We start from the raw sequence: 17509 nt of genomic DNA on the forward strand, positions 1-17509 counted from the left end.
TTCAATCACCGCGCCGGCTGGTGCCCACCAAGCCCGGCGTCTGCGGCAGATTCCGCCCCCAAAAATACCGATCACCCGTCCCGGAGAAACCGCATGAGCCAGCATTACGACGATCTGGAGACCCGCGCCCCAGCGGCCCGCGAAGCCGATCTGATGGCCCGCCTGCCCGCCCAGATTCGGCACGCCCAGCAACACGCCCCCGCCTTTGCCAGCATCCTGCAAGGGGTGGATGCCGCCAGCATCAGCAGCCGCGCCGCGCTGGCGCAGCTGCCCGTGACCCGCAAGCATGAGCTGCTGGAGCGCCAAAAGGCCGAGCGCGCCCAGCACCCGGGCCGCGCCATTTTTGGCGGCTTCAACACCGCGCCGTTTGGCCGCGCCATGCCGCGCATGTTTGCCAGCCCCGGCCCCATCTATGAGCCCGAAGGCCAGCGCAGCGACTACTGGCGCATGGCCCGCGCCATCTATGCGGCCGGCTTCCGTGCGGGCGAGCTGGTGCACAACAGCTTTAGCTACCACTTTGTGCCCGCCGGCTCGATGATGGAATCGGGCGCCCAGGCGCTGGGCGCCACCGTGTTCCCCGCCGGCACCGGCCAGACCGAGCAGCAAGTGCAGGCCATGGCCGACCTGCACCCGCACGGCTACATCGGCACGCCCAGCTTTTTGAAGATCATCCTGGAGAAGGCCGAGGCCCAGGGCCAGCGCATTGCCTCGCTGACCAAGGCGCTCGTCTCGGGCGAGGCCTGCCCGCCTTCGCTGCGCGACTGGTTCAGCGCCCGGGGCGTTGCCGCCTACCAGTGCTATGCCACCGCCGACCTGGGCCTGATCGCCTACGAAACCGAGGCCCGCGAAGGCCTGGTGCTCGATGAGAACGTGATTGTCGAGATCGTGCGCCCCGGCACCGGCGACCCGGTGGCTGAAGGCGAGGTCGGCGAGCTGGTCGTCACCACCCTCAACACCGACTACCCGCTGATCCGCTTTGGCACCGGCGACCTGTCGGCCGTGCTGCCCGGCCACTGCCCCAGCGGCCGCACCAACACCCGCATCAAAGGCTGGATGGGCCGCGCCGACCAAACCACCAAGGTGCGCGGCATGTTTGTGCACCCCGGCCAGATCGCCGAAGTCGTCAAACGCTTCCCGCAGGTGCAAAAGGCACGCCTGGTCGTCAGCGGCGCCATGGCCCAGGACCAGATGAGCCTGCAGGTGGAAACCACCGAGCTGGGCGCCGGCCTGGCCGAGCAGATCGCCGACGCCGTGCGCGAAGTCACCAAGCTGCGCGCCGACATCGCGCTGCTGCGACCGGGCGAGCTGCCCAATGATGGCAAGGTGATTGAGGATGCGCGGAGTTACGACTAGAAGGTGACAGGCGCTGGACAGGGTTCAGCGCCTGTCGCATCTCCTGGCTCGCGCAAGGCGCTACACAGGGCTGAGCACATAGCTTGTGCTTCGTCCTCCAGCCGCTTCTTTGCCCAATACGCCGAGCGCCAGCAACTCGTTGATATCGCGCAGCGCTGTATCGCTGGAGCACTTGGCAATAGCCGCCCATTTCCCGGTCGTGAGTTTTCCTTCAAAGCCATTGAGCAAGCGGTTCAGCACTTTGATATGGCGCTCATTCATCGGTGTCATGGCCCAGTGGCGCCAGAATCGTGCCTTGTACAGCACGGCCTCCAAGCCCTCGTTCGCTTGCAGGACCGACTGGTGCAAGGTTTGCAGAAACCACAGCAGCCATGGCGTCACATCCAAGCCGCCCTTTTGCGTACGCTCCAAAACCTCGTAATAGGCCTTGCGCTCCCGCTGTATCTGGGCAGACAGGCTGTAAAAGCGCTGCGCACTGCCATCCGCTCGCGCCAACAGCAGGTCACCTATGGCCCGCGCCATACGGCCATTGCCGTCGTCAAAAGGGTGTACGGTCACAAACCACAGATGGCCCAAACCTGATTTGAGCAATGCCGGGAGCGTGGAGGGCGCCGGGTCATTGATCCAGGCCAGCAGCTTGGCCATCTCTGCAGGCACTTGGGGCGCCGGAGGCGCTTCGTAATGCACTTTCTGGCGGCCGATCGGGCCTGATACCACCTGCATGGGGCCCGCTGCGTCATCCCGCCACGTGCCCACCGCTATCTTGCTCATGCCCGAGTAGCCGGTCGGGAACAACGCAGCATGCCAGCCATAGACACGCTGCTCCGTGACCGCTTGCTGGTGGTTTGCCGTCGCATCGAGCACCATCTCGACCACACCTTCCACATGGCGGTCTACCGGTGCCAGCGCCCCAATGTCCAGCCCTAACCGCCGGGCGATGGACGAGCGCACGGAGGCCACATTGAGGGACTCGCCTTCGATCTCGGAGGTCTTGAGCACATCCTGCGTCAGCGCAGCCAGACTCGCCTGGTCCCGCAGGCCCATGCCGACATCCGCCAAGCGGCCCAGCAGCATGCCTTGCGCCTGACTGACCTGCGCCAGGGGAGCAGCCAGGGCATGGCTATCGAACTGCCACTGAGGCCAGTGCGGGGATTGCCAGATATATTCACCGCTAAACATGCGGTGAATAATAGACTTAAACGCCGCAAATGTCTATTGCGCTCCCAAAACTGACACGGCGTTTGTACAAATGCATCCCTGACCCGAGCCCCTCAGTGGCTAATCATCCAAGGCCGATTCCCCACCTGGCTTTTGAGCGCCGGCTGCGCCCCAGCCGCTGCCGCGCCAGTTTTGGCGCCCCCACTGCAGCAGCCACAACCACTCGGATGCCGCAGCCGCCCATAGTTGCCCGCAGCAGGGTCGTTGTCGCGGGACATACGCGGCGCATGGCGGGCGCGTTCGTTGACCTCGGCGGCGCGGCGCTGCTGGGGCGATGTGCAGGCCAGGCGCGGGGCCTGGGTGATGATGCGCTCGGCATCAGCGCCGCAGCGGGGGCAGGCGCAGGCCAGGTTGCGGTCGGCCAGGCGGCGCAGCGCGTCGAACTCGCCGCAGTGCTGGCAGGCGTAGTCATAGGTGGGCATGGGGGCTCCGGCACTAAAAGGTGAAAGCGGGCAGGCACTGCGGCCCGCTCAGGGCTCCTCTGCAGAACCCTTGATATCTGCAGAGGATCGCTAGGACTTACTTGTCGTACGAGATCGGCATATCGATGCTGCCATCCAGGTACTTGACCGGGCCGGCGGCATTGGGGTTGATGTCGAACTCAAAGATCTGCGTGGGCAGCCACAAGGTGGCGCAGGCGTTGGGGACATCCACCACGCCGCTGATATGGCCCTGCACCGGGGCGGTGCCCAGGATGGAATAGGCCTGTGCGCCGGAGTAGCCAAACTTCTTCAGGTACTCGATGGCGTTGAGGCAGGCCTGTTTGTAGGCCACGTTCACATCCAGGTAGTACTGCTTGCCTGATTCGTCAACGCTGATGCCTTCAAAGATCACATAGTCGTTGTAGGTCGGCACGATGGGGCTGGGCTTGAAGATGGGGTTCTTGATGCCGTACTTGGCCATGCCGCCCTTGATGATCGAGACCTTCATGTGTACCCAGCCGGCCATCTCGATGGCGCCGCAGAAGGTGATTTCGCCATCGCCCTGGCTGAAGTGCAGATCGCCCACCGACAGGCCCGCGCCATCGACATAGACCGGGAAGAAGATCTTGGAGCCGCGCGAGAGGTCCTTGATGTCGCAGTTGCCACCATGCTCGCGCGGGGGTACGGTGCGCGCGCCGGTGGCTGCTGCCTTGTCGCGGGCCTCGCCCTTGAGCTGGCCCATGTGCGCCGTCGCCATAAAGGGCGGGTTGGCCAGGTTGCCGTCCGGGTTGGTGTCGATCAGCGCCTGCTCGCGGGTGTTCCAGATGTCCAGCATCTTGGGGTCGGGCAAGGTGCCGATCAGGCCCGGGTGGATCAAACCCGCATAGCGCACGCCGGGGATATGGCGCGAGGTGGTGAACATGCCCTGGAAATCCCAGATCGACTTCTGCGCCGACGGGAAGTGGTCGGTCAAAAAACCGCCGCCGTTTTTCTGCGAGAAAAACCCGTTAAAGCCCCACTGGCTCTCGTCCTTGGCGCCGATGTCGAGCAGGTCCACGACCAGCAAGTCGCCAGGCTCTGCCCCTTTGACGCCGACCGGGCCCGAGAGGTAATGCACCGTGGTCAGGTCCACATCGCGCACATCGTCGGCGCTGTCGTTGTTCTGGATGAAGCCCCCCGTCCAGTCGTAGGTCTCCAGCACAAAGTCATCGCCAGGGTTCACCCAGCAGGCCATCGGAATATCGGGGTGCCAGCGGTTGTGCACCTTCTCGTTGGAGGGGGCCGGTTGGGACAGGTCAACCTTGATCAGGGTTTCGGGCATGTGCAGCTCCTGTATTGCAGTCAATGAAACGAAAAAACGCGGGGCCGGCGGCCGTGCTTGCGGCCACCGGGGCCTCAAACCGACAGATAGGACTTGATATGGGCTTCGTTGGTGTTGGCGCGGTCGGTCTCGTGCACGATGCGCCCGCCCTCGATCACGAACAAACGGTCGGCCACCTCCATCGCAAAATGCAGCACCTGCTCGGAGACCACGATGGTGATCTCGCGCATCTTGCGGATCTCGTTGAGCGCCTTGGCGATGTCCTTGATGATGGACGGCTGGATGCCCTCGGTGGGCTCATCGAGCAGCAGCACCTTGGGGTTGGTGACCAGCGCACGCGCAATGGCCAGCTGCTGCTGCTGCCCGCCTGAGAGGTTGCCGCCCTTGCGCCGGCGCATGTCCCACAGCACCGGGAACAGCGCATAGATCTCATCGGGGATCTTGCGGTCGCGGGCGTTTTCCAGACCGGTTTCGATGTTCTCCTCGACACTCAGGGTCGGGAAGATCATGCGGCCCTGGGGCACATAGGCAATGCCCTTGGCCACGCGCAGATAGCTCTCGTCGCGCGACACATCCTGGCCGGCGACCTGCACCGCACCGCTCTTGAGCGGCAGCACGCCCATCAGCGCCTTGAACAAGGTGGTCTTGCCCATGCCGTTGCGGCCCATGATGGCCAGGGTTTCGTTGGGCCGGCCTTCGAAGGAGATGCCGTGCAGCGCCTCGCTTTGTCCGTAGGCCACGTGGATATCGTTGACTTTCAGCATGTACGGCTCCTCAGTGGCCCAGGTAGACATCGATGACTTTGGGATCGGACTGCACGGCCTCCATCGAGCCTTCGGCCAGAATCTTGCCCTGGTGCATGACGGTGACCTTGTGCGCAATGCGGGCCACAAACGCCATGTCGTGCTCAATCACGATCACCGAGCGCCCCACGCAGATGCGCTTGAGCAGCTCGGCCGTCAGCTCGCGCTCGCGGGCGCTCATGCCGGCGATGGGCTCGTCCAGCATCAGCAGCTCGGGCTCTTGCATCAGCAGCATGCCAATCTCCAGCCACTGCTTTTGCCCGTGCGACAGCAGGCCCGATTCCATCTCCAGCACATGGTCCAGGCCAATCTCCTGGGCCACCGTCTGCACGCGTTGCTGCACGGCCGGGCTGCACTGAAAGCGCAGTGCCCCAAACACCGAACGCCCCTCCGGGTAGGAGACCTCCAGGTTCTTGAACACGGACAGGTTCTCGTAGATCGACGGGGTCTGGAACTTGCGGCCTATGCCCTTGCGCACGCGCAGGTACTCGTCCATGCCCGTCAGCTCTTCGTTCTGGAACTTGATGCTGCCGCTGCTGGCCTTGGTCTTGCCGCAGATCAGGTCGAGCAAGGTGGTCTTGCCGGCGCCATTGGGGCCGATGATCACGCGCAGCTCGTTCTTGTCCACATACAGGGTCAGGTCCTCGATGGCCTTGAAACCGTCAAAGGAGACCGTCAAGCCCTCAACAGCCAGTGCAAAGTCGGTATTGCTCATTGCGCGCTCCTGGTTCAGACGGCTTCGGCAGCAGGCTTGCCGGCGACCGGCTCCTGGGCTTTGCTGCTGGTGGTGATGGGCTTGGTGCTGGCGTTGCCCGCGCTGCTGCTGGGCATGCTGGCCGGTTTGGCCGAGCGCTTGGCCAGCAGCGGCTTGAGCTTGCTGGCATACAGGCCCGCCAGGCCATTGGGGAAGAACATGGTCACGCCAATGAACAGGCCGGCCATGCAGAACATCCACAGATCAGGGAAGGTCTCGGAGAAATAGGTCTTGCCAAAGTTGACCAGCAGCGCGCCGTACACGGCCCCCACTAGGCTCATGCGGCCGCCGACGGCGGCAAAGATCACCATCTCGATCGAGGGAACAATGCCGACGATGGACGGCGACATAAAGCCCACCTGCAGCGCAAACATCGCGCCGCCAATGCCCGAGATGGCAGCGGCCAGGCAGAACACAAACACCTTGAACATCGACACGTCATAGCCCGAGAAGCGCACCCGGTCTTCCTTGTCGCGCATGGCCAGCAGCAGGGTGCCCAGCTTGCTCTTCTGGATCCACAGGCAGGCGGCCACCGACAGCAGCAGCAGGCCGCAGCAGACGTAGTAGAGGATGTACTTGGCACTGTCGGTGCGGATGTCCCAGCCCAGCATCGTGCGCAGGTCGGTCATGCCGTTGACGCCGCCGGTGTAGCCCTGCTGGCCAATGATCAGCACCGTCAGAATCAGCGCCACAGCCTGGGTGATGATGGCAAAGTAGACATCGCCCACCCGGCGGCGGAACATCGCAAAACCGATGATGAAGGCCAGCAGCGCGGGCGCGGCCACCACGGCAAACAAGGCAAACGGCAGGTGCTCAAACGGCGTCCACCACAGCGGCAGGGCGGTGAGCTGGTTCCAGTCCATAAAGTCGGGGATGCCGGGGGTGGACTGGATGCTGGTGCTGGCCTTGTCCGAGGCTTCGAGCTTGAGGAACATGGCCATCGCATAACCGCCCAGGCCAAAGAAAACGCCCTGCCCCAGGCTCAGCACGCCGGCCCAGCCCCAGAGCATCACCAGGCCCACGGCCACAAAGGCGTAGCACAGGTACTTGCCCACCAGGTTCAGGCGGAACGAATCCAGCGCCAGCGGGAACACCAGCAGCAGCACGACGGCCAGCAGCGCCACATGTCCCAGGCCGGTTCTCTCCAGCCACACACGCATGTTTTTCATGGTTGTCATCCTTTGCACCGGCTTTAGCGGCGCACCTTGCTGGCAAACAGGCCTTGGGGCCGGAACATCAAGACCACCACGATGAAGGACAAGGTCAGCACCTTGGCCATCGAGCCGCTCAGGAAGAACTCCGTGATCGACTGCACCTGGGCAATGCCAAAGGCCGATGCCACAGTGCCCAGCAGGCTGGCCGCGCCGCCAAAGGTGACGACCAGGAACGAATCGACGATGTAGAGCGAGCCGGAGGTGGGCCCCGTGGAGCCAATGGTGGTGAAGGCCGCGCCGGCAATGCCCGCGACCCCGCAGCCAATGGCAAAGGTCAGGCGGTCGGTCTTTTTGGTGTTGATGCCGATGGCGTTGGCCATCACCCGGTTGCTGACCGTTGCCCGCACCCGCAGGCCCCAACGGCTGCGGTAGAGCGCAATCAGCACGCCAGCGGTCACCAGCAGCGCCAGCGCCAGCACAAACATGCCGTTGATCGGAATGTCCAGCCCCTCGCTGGGCGACCAGGAACCCATCAGCCACTCGGGCAAGGTGGGGCTCACCTCTTTGGGGCCGATCACCGTGCGGAACACCTGTTGCAGCCCCAGGCTCAGGCCCCAGGTGGCCAGCAGGGTATCGAGCGGGCGCTTGTACAGGTGCCGGATCAGCGCCCACTCAGCCATCCAGCCCAGCACAAACGCCAACACAAAGGCCGCCACGATCGACAAGGGGAAGTAGTAAGGCATCCATGCCGGGGCATGGGCCTCCACCAGGGTCGAGGCCATGAACACGGTGTAGGCACCAATGGTCATGAACTCGCCATGCGCCATGTTGATGACCCCCATCTGGCCAAAAATAATCGCCAGGCCCAGGCCCATCAGCAGCAATACGGCAAACAAGCTGAGGCCCGCAAAGCCCTGCATCAGCCCGATGTTCATCATTTCAGAAAAGGTCATGGCGCTCTCTTGTCGGGTGGGTGGTCGGCAGCATCGCGGGCCTCAGGGCAATGCCCCGGGGCCCGCTCTCGGGGTCCTGATTTACTGATAGCCCTTAGGAAACGGATCCGGCTTGATCAGCTCCGGCGACTCCGACACCACCTTGAAGGTCCCATCGGGCTGGCCCTGCGCAATGCGGGATTTGCTCCAGAGGTGGTGGTTGGCGTCAATCTTCACGTAGCCTTCGGGCGCCGTGTTCAGCTCGATGCCCGGCGAGGCTGCGGTGACCTTGGCCACGTCGAAGCTGCCAGCCTTCTCAACAGCCGCCTTCCACAGCCAGGGGCCCAGGTAACCGGCCTGGGTCACATCGCCGATGACGGACTTGGGGCCGTACTTGGCCTTGAAGGCCTCGACAAACTTCTTGTTGTTCGGGTTGTCCAGCGACTGGAAGTACTTCATGCTGGAGTAGAAGCCGGCAAAGTTCTCGCCACCAATGCCCAGCATTTCGTCCTCGGTCACCGACAGGGTCACCAGGAACTGCTTGTCGCCGGTGATGCCGGCGGCCTTGAGCTGCTTGTAGAAGGCCACGTTGGAGCCGCCCACGACCGCTGCGAAGATCAGATCGGGCTTGGCCACCTTGATCTTGTTGATCAGCGAGTTGAAGTTGGTGTTGCTGAGCGGGTAGTACTCCTCGCCCACGACCTTGCCCTTCTGGAAGGTTTCGATGTGCTTGCGGGCAATCTTCATCGAGGTACGGGGCCAGATGTAGTCCGAGCCCACCAGGAACACCTTGGAGGCGTTCTTTTCCTTCTTGGCCCAGTCGAGGCTGTACAGAATCTGCTGCGTCGCTTCCTGGCCGGTGTAGATGACGTTCTTGCTTTGCTCCAGGCCTTCGTAGAAGGTGGGGTAGTACAGCAGGCCGTTTTCCTTCTCGAAGATCGGCAGCACCGCCTTGCGCGATGCCGAGGTCCAGCAGCCGAACACGGTGGCCACATGGTCGCTGATGAGCAGCTTCTTGGCCTTTTCGGCAAAGGTCGGCCAGTCCGAAGCCCCGTCTTCCTTGATCACGCGGATCTTGCGGCCCAGCACACCGCCCATGGCGTTGATCTGGTCAATGGCCAATTGCTCGGCCTGGATGGAGCCGGTCTCGGAGATCGCCATGGTGCCGGTCGACGAGTGCAGCTGGCCCACCACCACCTCGGTATCGGTCACCGCGAGCTTGGTGGTGTTGACCTGGGCGGTGGGCGGCGTCTGGGCGCGGGACAGCAGGGGCAGACCGGCCATGCTGATGGCACCCAGGCCTTGCAAGAGACGGCGGCGGCGGAGCGACTGTTGGAAATCCTGAGACATGCTTTTCTCCTCAAGTGGTTCAGATGGCTGAACTGGTAACGGGTTGAAACCTGAGCCCACTCTAAAAGTGCCGCCTCCAAACACCCATACGTCATTTGACGTAGGCCCTGCGTACGCAGGCCGGACTAAGCTAGATTGCCGGCCGCACCTCGCCGGCCGCACCAGCCTTGCCGTGGCCTGAATATTGCTTAGTCTGCGGATCCCATGCCCCCGGCGCCTGCGCGCTGCCTGTGATGAACAAGCCCTCCCAAAAGATCTTCCCGATCCGCCGCGAATACAACGCCTGGGTGGCTGACGAAACCATGGAGGACTACGCGCTGCGCTTTACCCCGCAGAAGGCGCGCCGCTGGAGCGAATGGCAGCTGCTGAACACAGCGATGGGCGGGCTGTCCTTTCTGGCACTGGAGGCGATTGGCGCGACCATCACGCTGGCCTATGGCTTTAGCAGCGCCGCCTGGGCGATTGCGGTGATGGGCATCGTGATCTTTCTGACCGCCTGGCCCATCTCGGTCTGCGCGGCGCGCTATGGGCTGGACATGGACCTGCTCACCCGGGGCGCCGGCTTTGGCTACCTGGGCTCGACCATCACCTCGCTGGTCTATGCCACCTTCACCTTTATCTTCTTTGCGCTGGAGGCGGCCATCATGGCGCTGGCCGTGCAGATGGCGCTGGGCTGGCCGCTGGTGGTCTGCTATGTGCTGTGCGCGCTGGTGGTGATACCGATGGTGCTGTATGGCGTCACCTTTATCTCCAAGCTGCAGGCCTGGACCCAGCCCGTGTGGGCGCTGATGCTGCTGGCCCCCTACCTGTGGCTGGCCTTCCAGCAGCCGCAGTTTGTGCAGCAGCTGCCCGGCCTGTCGGGCCTCACCTCGGGCAGCGCGGATTTCAACTGGCTGTATTTCGGCTCGGCCAGCACCGTGATCTTTGCGCTGATCGTGCAGGTGGGCGAGCAGGTGGACTACCTGCGCTTTATGCCGCGCAAGACGGCCAACAACCGTGCCCGCTGGTGGTTTTGCGTGCTGATGGGCGGGCCGGGCTGGATTTTGATGGGCGCCGCGCGCATGCTGGGCGGTGCCTACCTGGCCTATGTAGCGCTGCAGTTTGGCTCGACGGTGGCCGAGGCCTCGGACCCCACCCACCTGTACCTGACGGCCTTTGGCAAGATCTTCGCCGACCAGAGCACGGCGCTGTGGGTCACCCTGGTGTTTGTCGTCATGGCGCAGATCAAGATCAATGTGACCAATGCCTATGCCGGCTCGCTCGCCTGGTCCAATGTGTTCTCGCGCATCACCCGCAGCCACCCGGGCCGCGTGGTCTGGCTGGTGTTCAATGTGATGATCGCCATGCTGATCATGACCCTGGGCGTGTTCAGCGCGCTGGAGAAAGTGCTGGGCATCTACAGCAATATCGCGGTGGCCTGGGTGGGCGCGCTGGTGGCGGACCTGGTCATCAACAAGCCGCTGGGGCTGAGCCCGCCGGGCACCGAGTTTCGCCGCGCCTACCTGCACGACCTCAACCCCGTGGGCCTGGGCGCCATGGGCATTGCCGCCGTGGCCGCCGGCATTGCCTATAGCGGCCTGCTGGGCGAGCTGGCCAGCGCCTTTGCGCCCTATATTGCGCTGGCCATTGCGCTTTTGGTATCGCCGCTGCTGGCCTGGGCCACCGGCGGGCGCTGGTACATCGCCCGCCAGCCCGCGCAGTTCGAGGCCGCGCAGCTGCAGTGCGCTGTCTGCCAGAACCAGTTCGAGCGCGCCGACATGGCCGGCTGCCCCGCCTATGGCGCGCCGATCTGCTCGCTGTGCTGCTCGCTCGATTCGCGCTGCCATGACCGCTGCAAGCCCAGCACGGCACGCGCCCAGGTGCAGTGGCGCAGCCTCTACGAAAGCCTGCTGCCCCAGCGCATCCAGCGCAGCATCAACTTTCGGCTGGCCTCCTATGCGGGCACGGTGCTGCTGCTGACCAGCCCCATGGCGCTGGCCTTGTTCGTGGTCTATATGCAGCAAAGCCTCTCGCCCGGGCAGACGGATCTGCGCTGGGCCTTTGTGCGCGCGTTCTCGCTGCTGGCGCTGCTGTGCGCGCTCTACGCCTGGTGGCTGGTGCTGGCCAAGGACAGCCGGCGCATGGCGCGCGAGGAGTCCGAGCGCCAGACGCAGATGCTGATGCAGGAGATCGAGGCCCACCAGCGCACCGATGCCCAACTGCAAGCCGCCAAGGAGCATGCCGAGGCGGCCAACCAAGCCAAGTCGCGCTATGTGGCCGGCATGGCCCATGAGCTGCGCACGCCCCTCACCAGCATCCTCGGCTATGCCCAGCTGCTGCTGCGACGCAGTGATTTGCCCGGCCCCGCTCATGAAAACATCAGCACCATGCTGCACAGCGGCCAGCACATGCACTCGCTGATCGACGAGTTGCTGGACCTGGCGCGTATCGAGGCCGGCCGGCTGCGGCTGGATCCGGCGCCGCTGCAGTTCCCCGAGTTTCTCGAAGCCGTCAACCGCATGGTGCGGCCCCAGGCGGAGGCCAAGGGCCTGCAGTTCGAGTTGCAGACGCAGGGCCGCATCCCAGCGTGGGTGCGCGCCGATGCCAAGCGCCTGCGCCAGATTCTGATCAACCTGCTGGGCAATGCCATCCGCTTTACCGACAGCGGCAGCATCCGCCTGCAGGTCAACTGCCACAGCGATGTGGTGCGCTTTGACATCTGCGACACCGGCATTGGCATTGCGCCGCAGGACCATGAACGCATCTTTATGCCCTTTGAGCGGGGCAGCGCCGGGCGCCGCGCCGCTAGCACCGGCACCGGCCTGGGGCTGACCATCACCCGCATGCTGACCCTGCTGATGGGCGGCGAGCTGCAGCTGCAGAGCACGCCGGGCCAGGGCAGCACCTTCTCGGTACGGCTTTACCTGAGCGAGGTGCACAACCCGCCACGTGCGCTGGCCGGGCAGCCACAGGCGCGGCCCTTTATTGGCGGCTACCTGGGCCCGCGCCGAACCCTGCTGGTGGTCGATGACCAGCCCATCCACCGCCAGCTGCTGGCCGGGGTGCTGATCCCCCTGGGCTTTACCGTGCGGGAGGCGGCCAGCGGCCAGGAGTGCCTGGAGATCATCCGCGACGCCCCGCCCGATGCCCTGCTGCTGGACCTGAGCATGGATGACCTGAGCGGCTGGCAGACCGCCGCGCTGGTGCGCCAGCAATACAGCGCCGCGCACCTGCCCATCGTCATCGTCTCGGCCGACCTGTTCGAGAACCAGCCCGAGCAACTGGAGCGCGCCGGCTGCCAGGCCTTTGTGGGCAAGCCGGTGCTGGAATCCGAGCTGATGGACACCTTGGCCTGGTTGCTGAAGCTCGAATGGCTGGAGGACACGGCAGCACCCCCGGCCCCTGCAGCGCTGCTGCCCAGCGCGCAGCCACTGCAAGAACAACCCCCACTGCCGCCCGAGCTGCATGCAGACATCACCCGCCTAGCGCGCTTTGGCGATGGCGCCGGCTTGCGCAAGCTGCTGGCGGCGGCCCAAACCACCCATCCGGATTGCCGCAGCACGCTGCAGGCGCTGGACGCCGCTGCCCAGCGTTTTGATTTCCCCGCCATCCTGGAGAGCCTCGCGGCCTCCTCGCCCGATACCTAGCCATGCCTCATCACACGCCCCATGCCGGCGTCGTCCTGGTGGTCGACGATGCCATCGAGACCCTCGGCTTTCTCTGCGAAGCGCTGAGCCAGCAGGACTACACCGTGCTGGTGGCCCGCAACGCCGTCGAGGCGCTGGAGCGGCTGGACATGGCCACCCCGGATGCCGTGCTGCTGGACTGTGTCATGCCCGGCGAGAGCGGCTTCTGGCTGTGCCGCAAGATCAAGGCCCACCCGGCCTGGGCCCATGTGCCGGTCATCTTCATGACCGGGCTGTCCGAGACCGACCATATCGTCGAGGGCTTTGCCTGCGGCGGGGTGGACTATGTCGTCAAACCCTTGAAGCTGCCCGAGGTGCTGGCGCGCCTGGCCCGCCATATGCACAACGCCCATGTGGGCCGCATGGCCCAGGCGGCGGTGGATGTGGGCGGCATGGGGGTGGTGGTGCTGGACCGCCAGGGCCGCATCGCCTGGCGCTCACCCCAGGCGGCGCTGTGGCTGGAGCAGGCCTTTGGCGCTGCCCCGCCTGCCGCAGCGGCCTGGCTGCAATCGGCCCGCGACCAGACCGCCCAGCAGGCGCTGGGGCAAGCCAGCCTGCTGGCCCAGGATGTTGGCGAGGTGGGCATTGGCGAGCGCATGCTGGTGCTGCGCCTGGGCCATGAAGGCCTGCGCGCCAGCACCCAGCGCCTGCAGGATGCGGCACTGACCCCGCGCGAGACGGAGGTGCTGGGCTGGCTGGCCAAGGGCAAGACCAACCGCGACATTGCCCAGATCCTGGGCATGAGCCCGCGCACCGTCAACAAGCACCTGGAGCATGTGTTTGAAAAGCTGGGCGTGGAGACGCGGGCAGCGGCGGCGGCCATCGCCAGCGGCTCGTTCACGGCGTAAGCTGGGTGAAAGCCATAGGAAAGCTATGGACATTGCGGGGCTTGGCGGCCCTGGTTGCGGCCCGAACGGCTTGCGCCAACGCAAATAACTGTCCATTTCAGCGCTAGGCCACCTACCATTCCGACATTGCTTAACAACATTTCGACTATCAATATTGATAGCATCTATGACAGCCCAGGTTTGCCCCGGGCTGGCATTTGGCTTTAAGTTCTCGAAAAGCATCACCGACAAAACCCGGAAACACGCTGGAAAAACAAGGGTTTACCTTAGAAAAAACCGAAGCCTGATCTCGTTAGGATGGCAGTCTTTTTCCCCTTCAAAGAGACAAGCCGTTATGAACAAGATGATGCAATGGAGCGCACTGGCCCTGGCGGCCGCCACCGCCACTGGCGCCTATGCCGACGCCTCCTACCCCAACAAGCCCATCACCATCGTCGTGCCCTTCACCGCAGGTGGCCCTACCGACCGCGTGGCACGCGATCTGGCCGAAGCGCTGCGCAAGCCCCTGAATGGCGTGACCGTGGTCATCGACAACGCCGACGGCGCTGGCAGCACCATCGGCATGGCCAAGGCGGCACGCGCCAAGCCCGACGGCTACACCCTGCTGCTCAACCACATTGGCGTGGCCACGGCCCCCATCCTGTACCGCAAGCTGTCCTTTGATGTGACCAAGGACTTCGAGTACCTGGGCATCATCAACGACGTGCCGATGACCCTGATCGGCAAGCCCACCCTGGCGCCGAACAACTACAAGGAACTGGCCGCCTACCTGAACAAGGAAAAGGACAAGGTCAACCTGGCCAATGCCGGTATTGGTTCTGCCTCGCACCTCTGCGGCCTGCTGCTGCAAAGCACCTTGAAGATCCCGCTGACCGCCGTGCCTTACAAGGGCGCCGCACCGGCGATTGCCGATCTGATGGGCAACCAGGTCGATGTGCTCTGCGACCAGACCACCAACACCACCGGCCAGATTGAGGGCAAGAAGGTCAAGGCCTATGCCGTGACCACCAACAAGCGCCTGACCACCCCTTCGCTCAAGGACCTGCCGACTTTGCAAGAAGAAGGCCTCAAGGGCTTTGAAGTGACGATCTGGCACGGTCTGTACGCCCCCAAGGGCACGCCGGCCGACATCCTGAAGAAGGTCAACGACGCGTTGAAGGTGGCCTTGAAGGACCCCGAGTTCATCAAGAAGTCGGAGAACCTGAGCGCCGTGGTCGCCACCGACCAGCGCATCACGCCCGAAGGCCACAAGGCCTTTGTGCAGGCCGAAATCGCCAAGTGGACGCCGATCATCAAGGCCGCCGGCACCTTCGCCGACTGACCAACGCCTGCATGCAAAAAAGACTGCCTCGGCAGTCTTTTTTTCGTCTTGGCGCGGGGGAGTTAGCGCGTCTCAGGCACCCCAGACCACATCGGCCTGCTCGGCCGCACTGCGGCGCAGCATCTCGATAAAAGGCACGGCCCGCTGCTTGAGGCCAACGCTGGGCTTCACATCCTGGCCGTCGGCGTCTTCGGGGTCCTTGTCCAGATCCTGGGCGCTGTCAGCCTGGGCGCGTTCGTCCTCGGCAGCCACGGCCGCCTGCAGCGCAGCAATGGCCTGGGGGATTTGCGCAGTGGTGATGATGCCGCGCGGCGAGGCATCCTTGCCGATGATCTGCAGCACCTTGCGGGCATCGGGCTCCAGCATGATCATGTCCGCAGTCGCCTGCGATTTGAATTTGAATAGCACGGCTGTCTCTCCTTATCGATACATATAGTCCCGGGTGAAGGGATAGTGTGATTGTGCACCAGGCATGCTGCCTGTCGTCATCGATCCATCGGGCATGACAGCCAGCATCTGGTGCAAGGCCACCCAGCCATGCTCAAAGCCCGTGGCGCAGCCGGCCAGGTAGAGGCGGTAGGCGCGCAAGGTCTTGGCCGCCTGCGCGGGCTCGCCCTTTTGCGCCAGGATGGCGAGTGCCTCGTCCAGTTGCGCCTCCAGCGCATCGGACCAGGCCCACAGGGTTTTGGCGTAATGGGGGCGCAGGTTGTCGGTATCGACCATCTCCCAGCCTGCATGGGCCATCTCCTGCAGCACGGCGCTGACATGGATCAGCTCGCCCCCCGGGAAGATGTACTTTTCTATGAAATCGCCCATGCCGGCACCCAGCTGCTCGTTGTCGGTGCCGCCGGCGGTGATGCCATGGTTCATCAGCAGGCCACCCGGCTTGATCAGGCGCTTGAGCACCGTGAAGTACTCCTGCATATGGGCACGGCCCACATGCTCGAACATGCCGACCGAGGCCAGCTTGTCAAAGGGCTGGTCCACCTGCAAATGGCGGTAGTCGCTCAGCAGCATCTGAACCCGGCCCTGCAGGCCTTTCTCCTCAATCAGCCGGTTGACATGGGCATGCTGGTTTTTCGACAAGGTGATGCCCGTGCCCTGCACGCCATAGTGCTCGGCCGCCCACAGCAGCAGGCCGCCCCAGCCCGCGCCCACATCCAAAAAGCGCTCGCCGGGTTGCAGCTGCAGCTTGCGGCAGATCAGGTCAAGCTTGGCCTCTTGCGCCTGGGCCAGGCTGAGCGCGGGCTGGGCATAGTAGGCGCAGGAATAGACGCGGCGCGGGTCCAGCCACAGGCCGTAAAACTCGTCCGAGACGTCGTAGTGGAACTGGATCTGCTCGGAATCTTTTGTCAAGGTGTGCAGCGCCGCCGAGCGCGAGCGTGCCAGCATCCGGCTCCACCAGGTGGAGCGCGCCGCCACCGGGTCTGCGGGCACCAGTGCCGCGGCTGCGGCCATGGCATCGCGCATGCTGCCATCGATCTCCACATGGCCTTCGACAATGGCTGCGCCGACCACGCCGATATCCCCGGCCGCCAGCGCGGCCAGCGCTGCCGTATTGCGGCAATGGATGCGTATTTGCGCCTGGTCGGGTGGGCCGATCCATCCGCCCTGGGGCATCGCGATGGCCATGGACACTGGCAAACCCGCCAGCTTCTCTTCCAGCTTGGACTGCAGGATATTCATAGCAGTTATTGTGGTGTGCCGGTCGTCGCCGTCAATGGCATTTGTCCGACACACCTACTGACAGCATATGTATAAAAGATACAGCAAGCAGTCCCGCTCGCGTGGGCCTAGCATTGCTGAGCAACCATGACACCATCCTTGCCCTCTACCCCCTCGCAACCCGCAGCCCTACTGGCTTTGCCTGCGCTGCAGGCCCGCTACCCGGACCATGGCTGGGTGGTGCTGCAGGCCGATCCGGATGCCAGCCAGGTCTGGCGCTTTGCGCGGGAAACCACGTCACCTATTCGACACCACCTGCCCCTGGGCTATGGCCAATTGGCAACACAGTACCTGCGCCGCCCGCCGGTGACCGCCGGCCATGTGGAACAGGTGATTGAGTTGGTGGAAGACCAGATCATGCCGCTGACCCGCAGCTGGCCAGCGGCGGGGCCCAGCTTGGGCCTGCTGTGCAGCGCGCCCGACATGGCGGCGCTCATCGCGCAGCTGCCCGATCCGCAGGCCGCCTTGCAGCACACGGACACCATCGAGCAGCTCTTTAACCGCTATGCCAACCACATGATGGGCGGCGGCCACAGCGGCCTGCAGCTGTCGCCAGCGCAAGCCGCTTTGCTGATCCTGCTGCGCGAATGCCTGCACCACTGGGGCTGCGAACAGGTGGCGCTACAGGTTGCAGCGCCCTAGC

The 17509-nt window shown here is 64.2% G+C and carries 15 protein-coding genes; 5 read left to right on the forward strand and 10 right to left on the reverse strand.

The features are described from left to right. Positions 1-93: 93 nt before the first annotated feature. The gene (locus tag M2375_RS20180) at positions 94-1353 is read left to right on the forward strand and encodes a phenylacetate--CoA ligase family protein (RefSeq protein ID WP_259169917.1); all 1260 of its coding nucleotides are present in this window, start codon (positions 94-96) and stop codon (positions 1351-1353) included. 60 nt (positions 1354-1413) lie between these two features. Here M2375_RS20180 and M2375_RS20185 read toward each other — a convergent pair whose 3' ends face one another. From M2375_RS20185 to urtA, 8 genes are all read right to left on the reverse strand, one after another. After that, a complete protein-coding gene (locus tag M2375_RS20185; protein WP_259169918.1) occupies positions 1414-2532 on the reverse strand; it encodes a Fic family protein in 1119 nt (372 codons plus the stop codon). A gap of 92 nt (positions 2533-2624) precedes the next feature. After that, entirely contained in the window at positions 2625-2993 is a 369-nt protein-coding gene (locus tag M2375_RS20190; RefSeq protein ID WP_259169920.1) for a zinc ribbon domain-containing protein, read from the reverse strand. 97 nt (positions 2994-3090) lie between these two features. Beyond that, complete coding sequence (fmdA, locus tag M2375_RS20195; protein WP_259169922.1) at positions 3091-4314, reverse strand: formamidase; 1224 nt, start codon at positions 4312-4314, stop codon at positions 3091-3093. Between the two features lie 74 nt (positions 4315-4388). After that, positions 4389-5078 (reverse strand): urea ABC transporter ATP-binding subunit UrtE, encoded by a 690-nt coding sequence (gene urtE / locus M2375_RS20200; RefSeq protein WP_259169923.1) that lies wholly within the window; start codon positions 5076-5078, stop codon positions 4389-4391. A 10-nt stretch (positions 5079-5088) separates the two neighbouring features. Next, positions 5089-5832 carry an urea ABC transporter ATP-binding protein UrtD gene (gene urtD / locus M2375_RS20205; protein WP_259169925.1) on the reverse strand — a complete coding sequence of 248 codons (744 nt, stop codon included), beginning with the start codon at positions 5830-5832 and terminating at the stop codon, positions 5089-5091. Positions 5833-5846: 14 nt separating this feature from the next. Continuing rightward, a complete protein-coding gene (urtC, locus tag M2375_RS20210; RefSeq protein ID WP_259169926.1) occupies positions 5847-7040 on the reverse strand; it encodes an urea ABC transporter permease subunit UrtC in 1194 nt (397 codons plus the stop codon). A 23-nt stretch (positions 7041-7063) separates the two neighbouring features. Then, positions 7064-7978, reverse strand: coding sequence for an urea ABC transporter permease subunit UrtB (urtB, locus tag M2375_RS20215; RefSeq protein ID WP_259169948.1), 915 nt, complete (start codon positions 7976-7978; stop codon positions 7064-7066). Between the two features lie 81 nt (positions 7979-8059). Continuing rightward, a complete protein-coding gene (urtA, locus tag M2375_RS20220) occupies positions 8060-9307 on the reverse strand; it encodes an urea ABC transporter substrate-binding protein (protein WP_259169949.1) in 1248 nt (415 codons plus the stop codon). A gap of 233 nt (positions 9308-9540) precedes the next feature. Here urtA and M2375_RS20225 point away from each other — a divergent pair, with 233 nt between their 5' ends. From M2375_RS20225 to M2375_RS20235, 3 genes are all read left to right on the forward strand, one after another. After that, the gene (locus M2375_RS20225) at positions 9541-12933 is read left to right on the forward strand and encodes an ATP-binding protein (RefSeq protein ID WP_259169951.1); all 3393 of its coding nucleotides are present in this window, start codon (positions 9541-9543) and stop codon (positions 12931-12933) included. A gap of 2 nt (positions 12934-12935) precedes the next feature. Next, the gene (locus M2375_RS20230; RefSeq protein WP_259169952.1) at positions 12936-13820 is read left to right on the forward strand and encodes a response regulator; all 885 of its coding nucleotides are present in this window, start codon (positions 12936-12938) and stop codon (positions 13818-13820) included. Positions 13821-14154: 334 nt separating this feature from the next. Then, a complete protein-coding gene (locus tag M2375_RS20235; protein ID WP_259169953.1) occupies positions 14155-15141 on the forward strand; it encodes a tripartite tricarboxylate transporter substrate-binding protein in 987 nt (328 codons plus the stop codon). 72 nt (positions 15142-15213) lie between these two features. Here M2375_RS20235 and M2375_RS20240 read toward each other — a convergent pair whose 3' ends face one another. Together M2375_RS20240 and M2375_RS20245 are read right to left on the reverse strand one after the other, a co-directional pair. Further along, complete coding sequence (locus M2375_RS20240; protein WP_259169956.1) at positions 15214-15549, reverse strand: DUF1840 domain-containing protein; 336 nt, start codon at positions 15547-15549, stop codon at positions 15214-15216. A 12-nt stretch (positions 15550-15561) separates the two neighbouring features. Then, positions 15562-16827 carry a class I SAM-dependent methyltransferase gene (locus tag M2375_RS20245; RefSeq protein WP_259169957.1) on the reverse strand — a complete coding sequence of 422 codons (1266 nt, stop codon included), beginning with the start codon at positions 16825-16827 and terminating at the stop codon, positions 15562-15564. Between the two features lie 126 nt (positions 16828-16953). Between M2375_RS20245 and M2375_RS20250 the strand changes: the two genes are divergently transcribed. Continuing rightward, positions 16954-17508 (forward strand): hypothetical protein, encoded by a 555-nt coding sequence (locus tag M2375_RS20250; RefSeq protein ID WP_259169959.1) that lies wholly within the window; start codon positions 16954-16956, stop codon positions 17506-17508. The last annotated feature ends 1 nt before the right edge of the window (position 17509 follow it).

Origin of the sequence: Comamonas sp. BIGb0152, from assembly GCF_024809975.1 — a bacterium.
In the GTDB taxonomy this organism is placed as follows: Bacteria; Pseudomonadota; Gammaproteobacteria; order Burkholderiales; family Burkholderiaceae_C; genus Comamonas.

What these genes read in the sequence shown, in the direction of transcription:
- urtB (WP_259169948.1), bottom strand. Translation starts at nt 7,978, where the DNA reads ATGACCTTTTCTGAAATGATGAACATCGGGCTGATGCAGGGCTTTGCG.
- urtE (WP_259169923.1), bottom strand. Translation starts at nt 5,078, where the DNA reads ATGCTGAAAGTCAACGATATCCACGTGGCCTACGGACAAAGCGAGGCG.
- fmdA (WP_259169922.1), bottom strand. Translation starts at nt 4,314, where the DNA reads ATGCCCGAAACCCTGATCAAGGTTGACCTGTCCCAACCGGCCCCCTCC.
- M2375_RS20235 (WP_259169953.1), top strand. Translation starts at nt 14,155, where the DNA reads ATGAACAAGATGATGCAATGGAGCGCACTGGCCCTGGCGGCCGCCACC.
- M2375_RS20250 (WP_259169959.1), top strand. Translation starts at nt 16,954, where the DNA reads ATGACACCATCCTTGCCCTCTACCCCCTCGCAACCCGCAGCCCTACTG.
- M2375_RS20230 (WP_259169952.1), top strand. Translation starts at nt 12,936, where the DNA reads ATGCCTCATCACACGCCCCATGCCGGCGTCGTCCTGGTGGTCGACGAT.
- urtC (WP_259169926.1), bottom strand. Translation starts at nt 7,040, where the DNA reads ATGAAAAACATGCGTGTGTGGCTGGAGAGAACCGGCCTGGGACATGTG.
- M2375_RS20185 (WP_259169918.1), bottom strand. Translation starts at nt 2,532, where the DNA reads ATGTTTAGCGGTGAATATATCTGGCAATCCCCGCACTGGCCTCAGTGG.
- urtD (WP_259169925.1), bottom strand. Translation starts at nt 5,832, where the DNA reads ATGAGCAATACCGACTTTGCACTGGCTGTTGAGGGCTTGACGGTCTCC.
- M2375_RS20190 (WP_259169920.1), bottom strand. Translation starts at nt 2,993, where the DNA reads ATGCCCACCTATGACTACGCCTGCCAGCACTGCGGCGAGTTCGACGCG.
- urtA (WP_259169949.1), bottom strand. Translation starts at nt 9,307, where the DNA reads ATGTCTCAGGATTTCCAACAGTCGCTCCGCCGCCGCCGTCTCTTGCAA.
- M2375_RS20180 (WP_259169917.1), top strand. Translation starts at nt 94, where the DNA reads ATGAGCCAGCATTACGACGATCTGGAGACCCGCGCCCCAGCGGCCCGC.
- M2375_RS20245 (WP_259169957.1), bottom strand. Translation starts at nt 16,827, where the DNA reads ATGAATATCCTGCAGTCCAAGCTGGAAGAGAAGCTGGCGGGTTTGCCA.
- M2375_RS20225 (WP_259169951.1), top strand. Translation starts at nt 9,541, where the DNA reads ATGAACAAGCCCTCCCAAAAGATCTTCCCGATCCGCCGCGAATACAAC.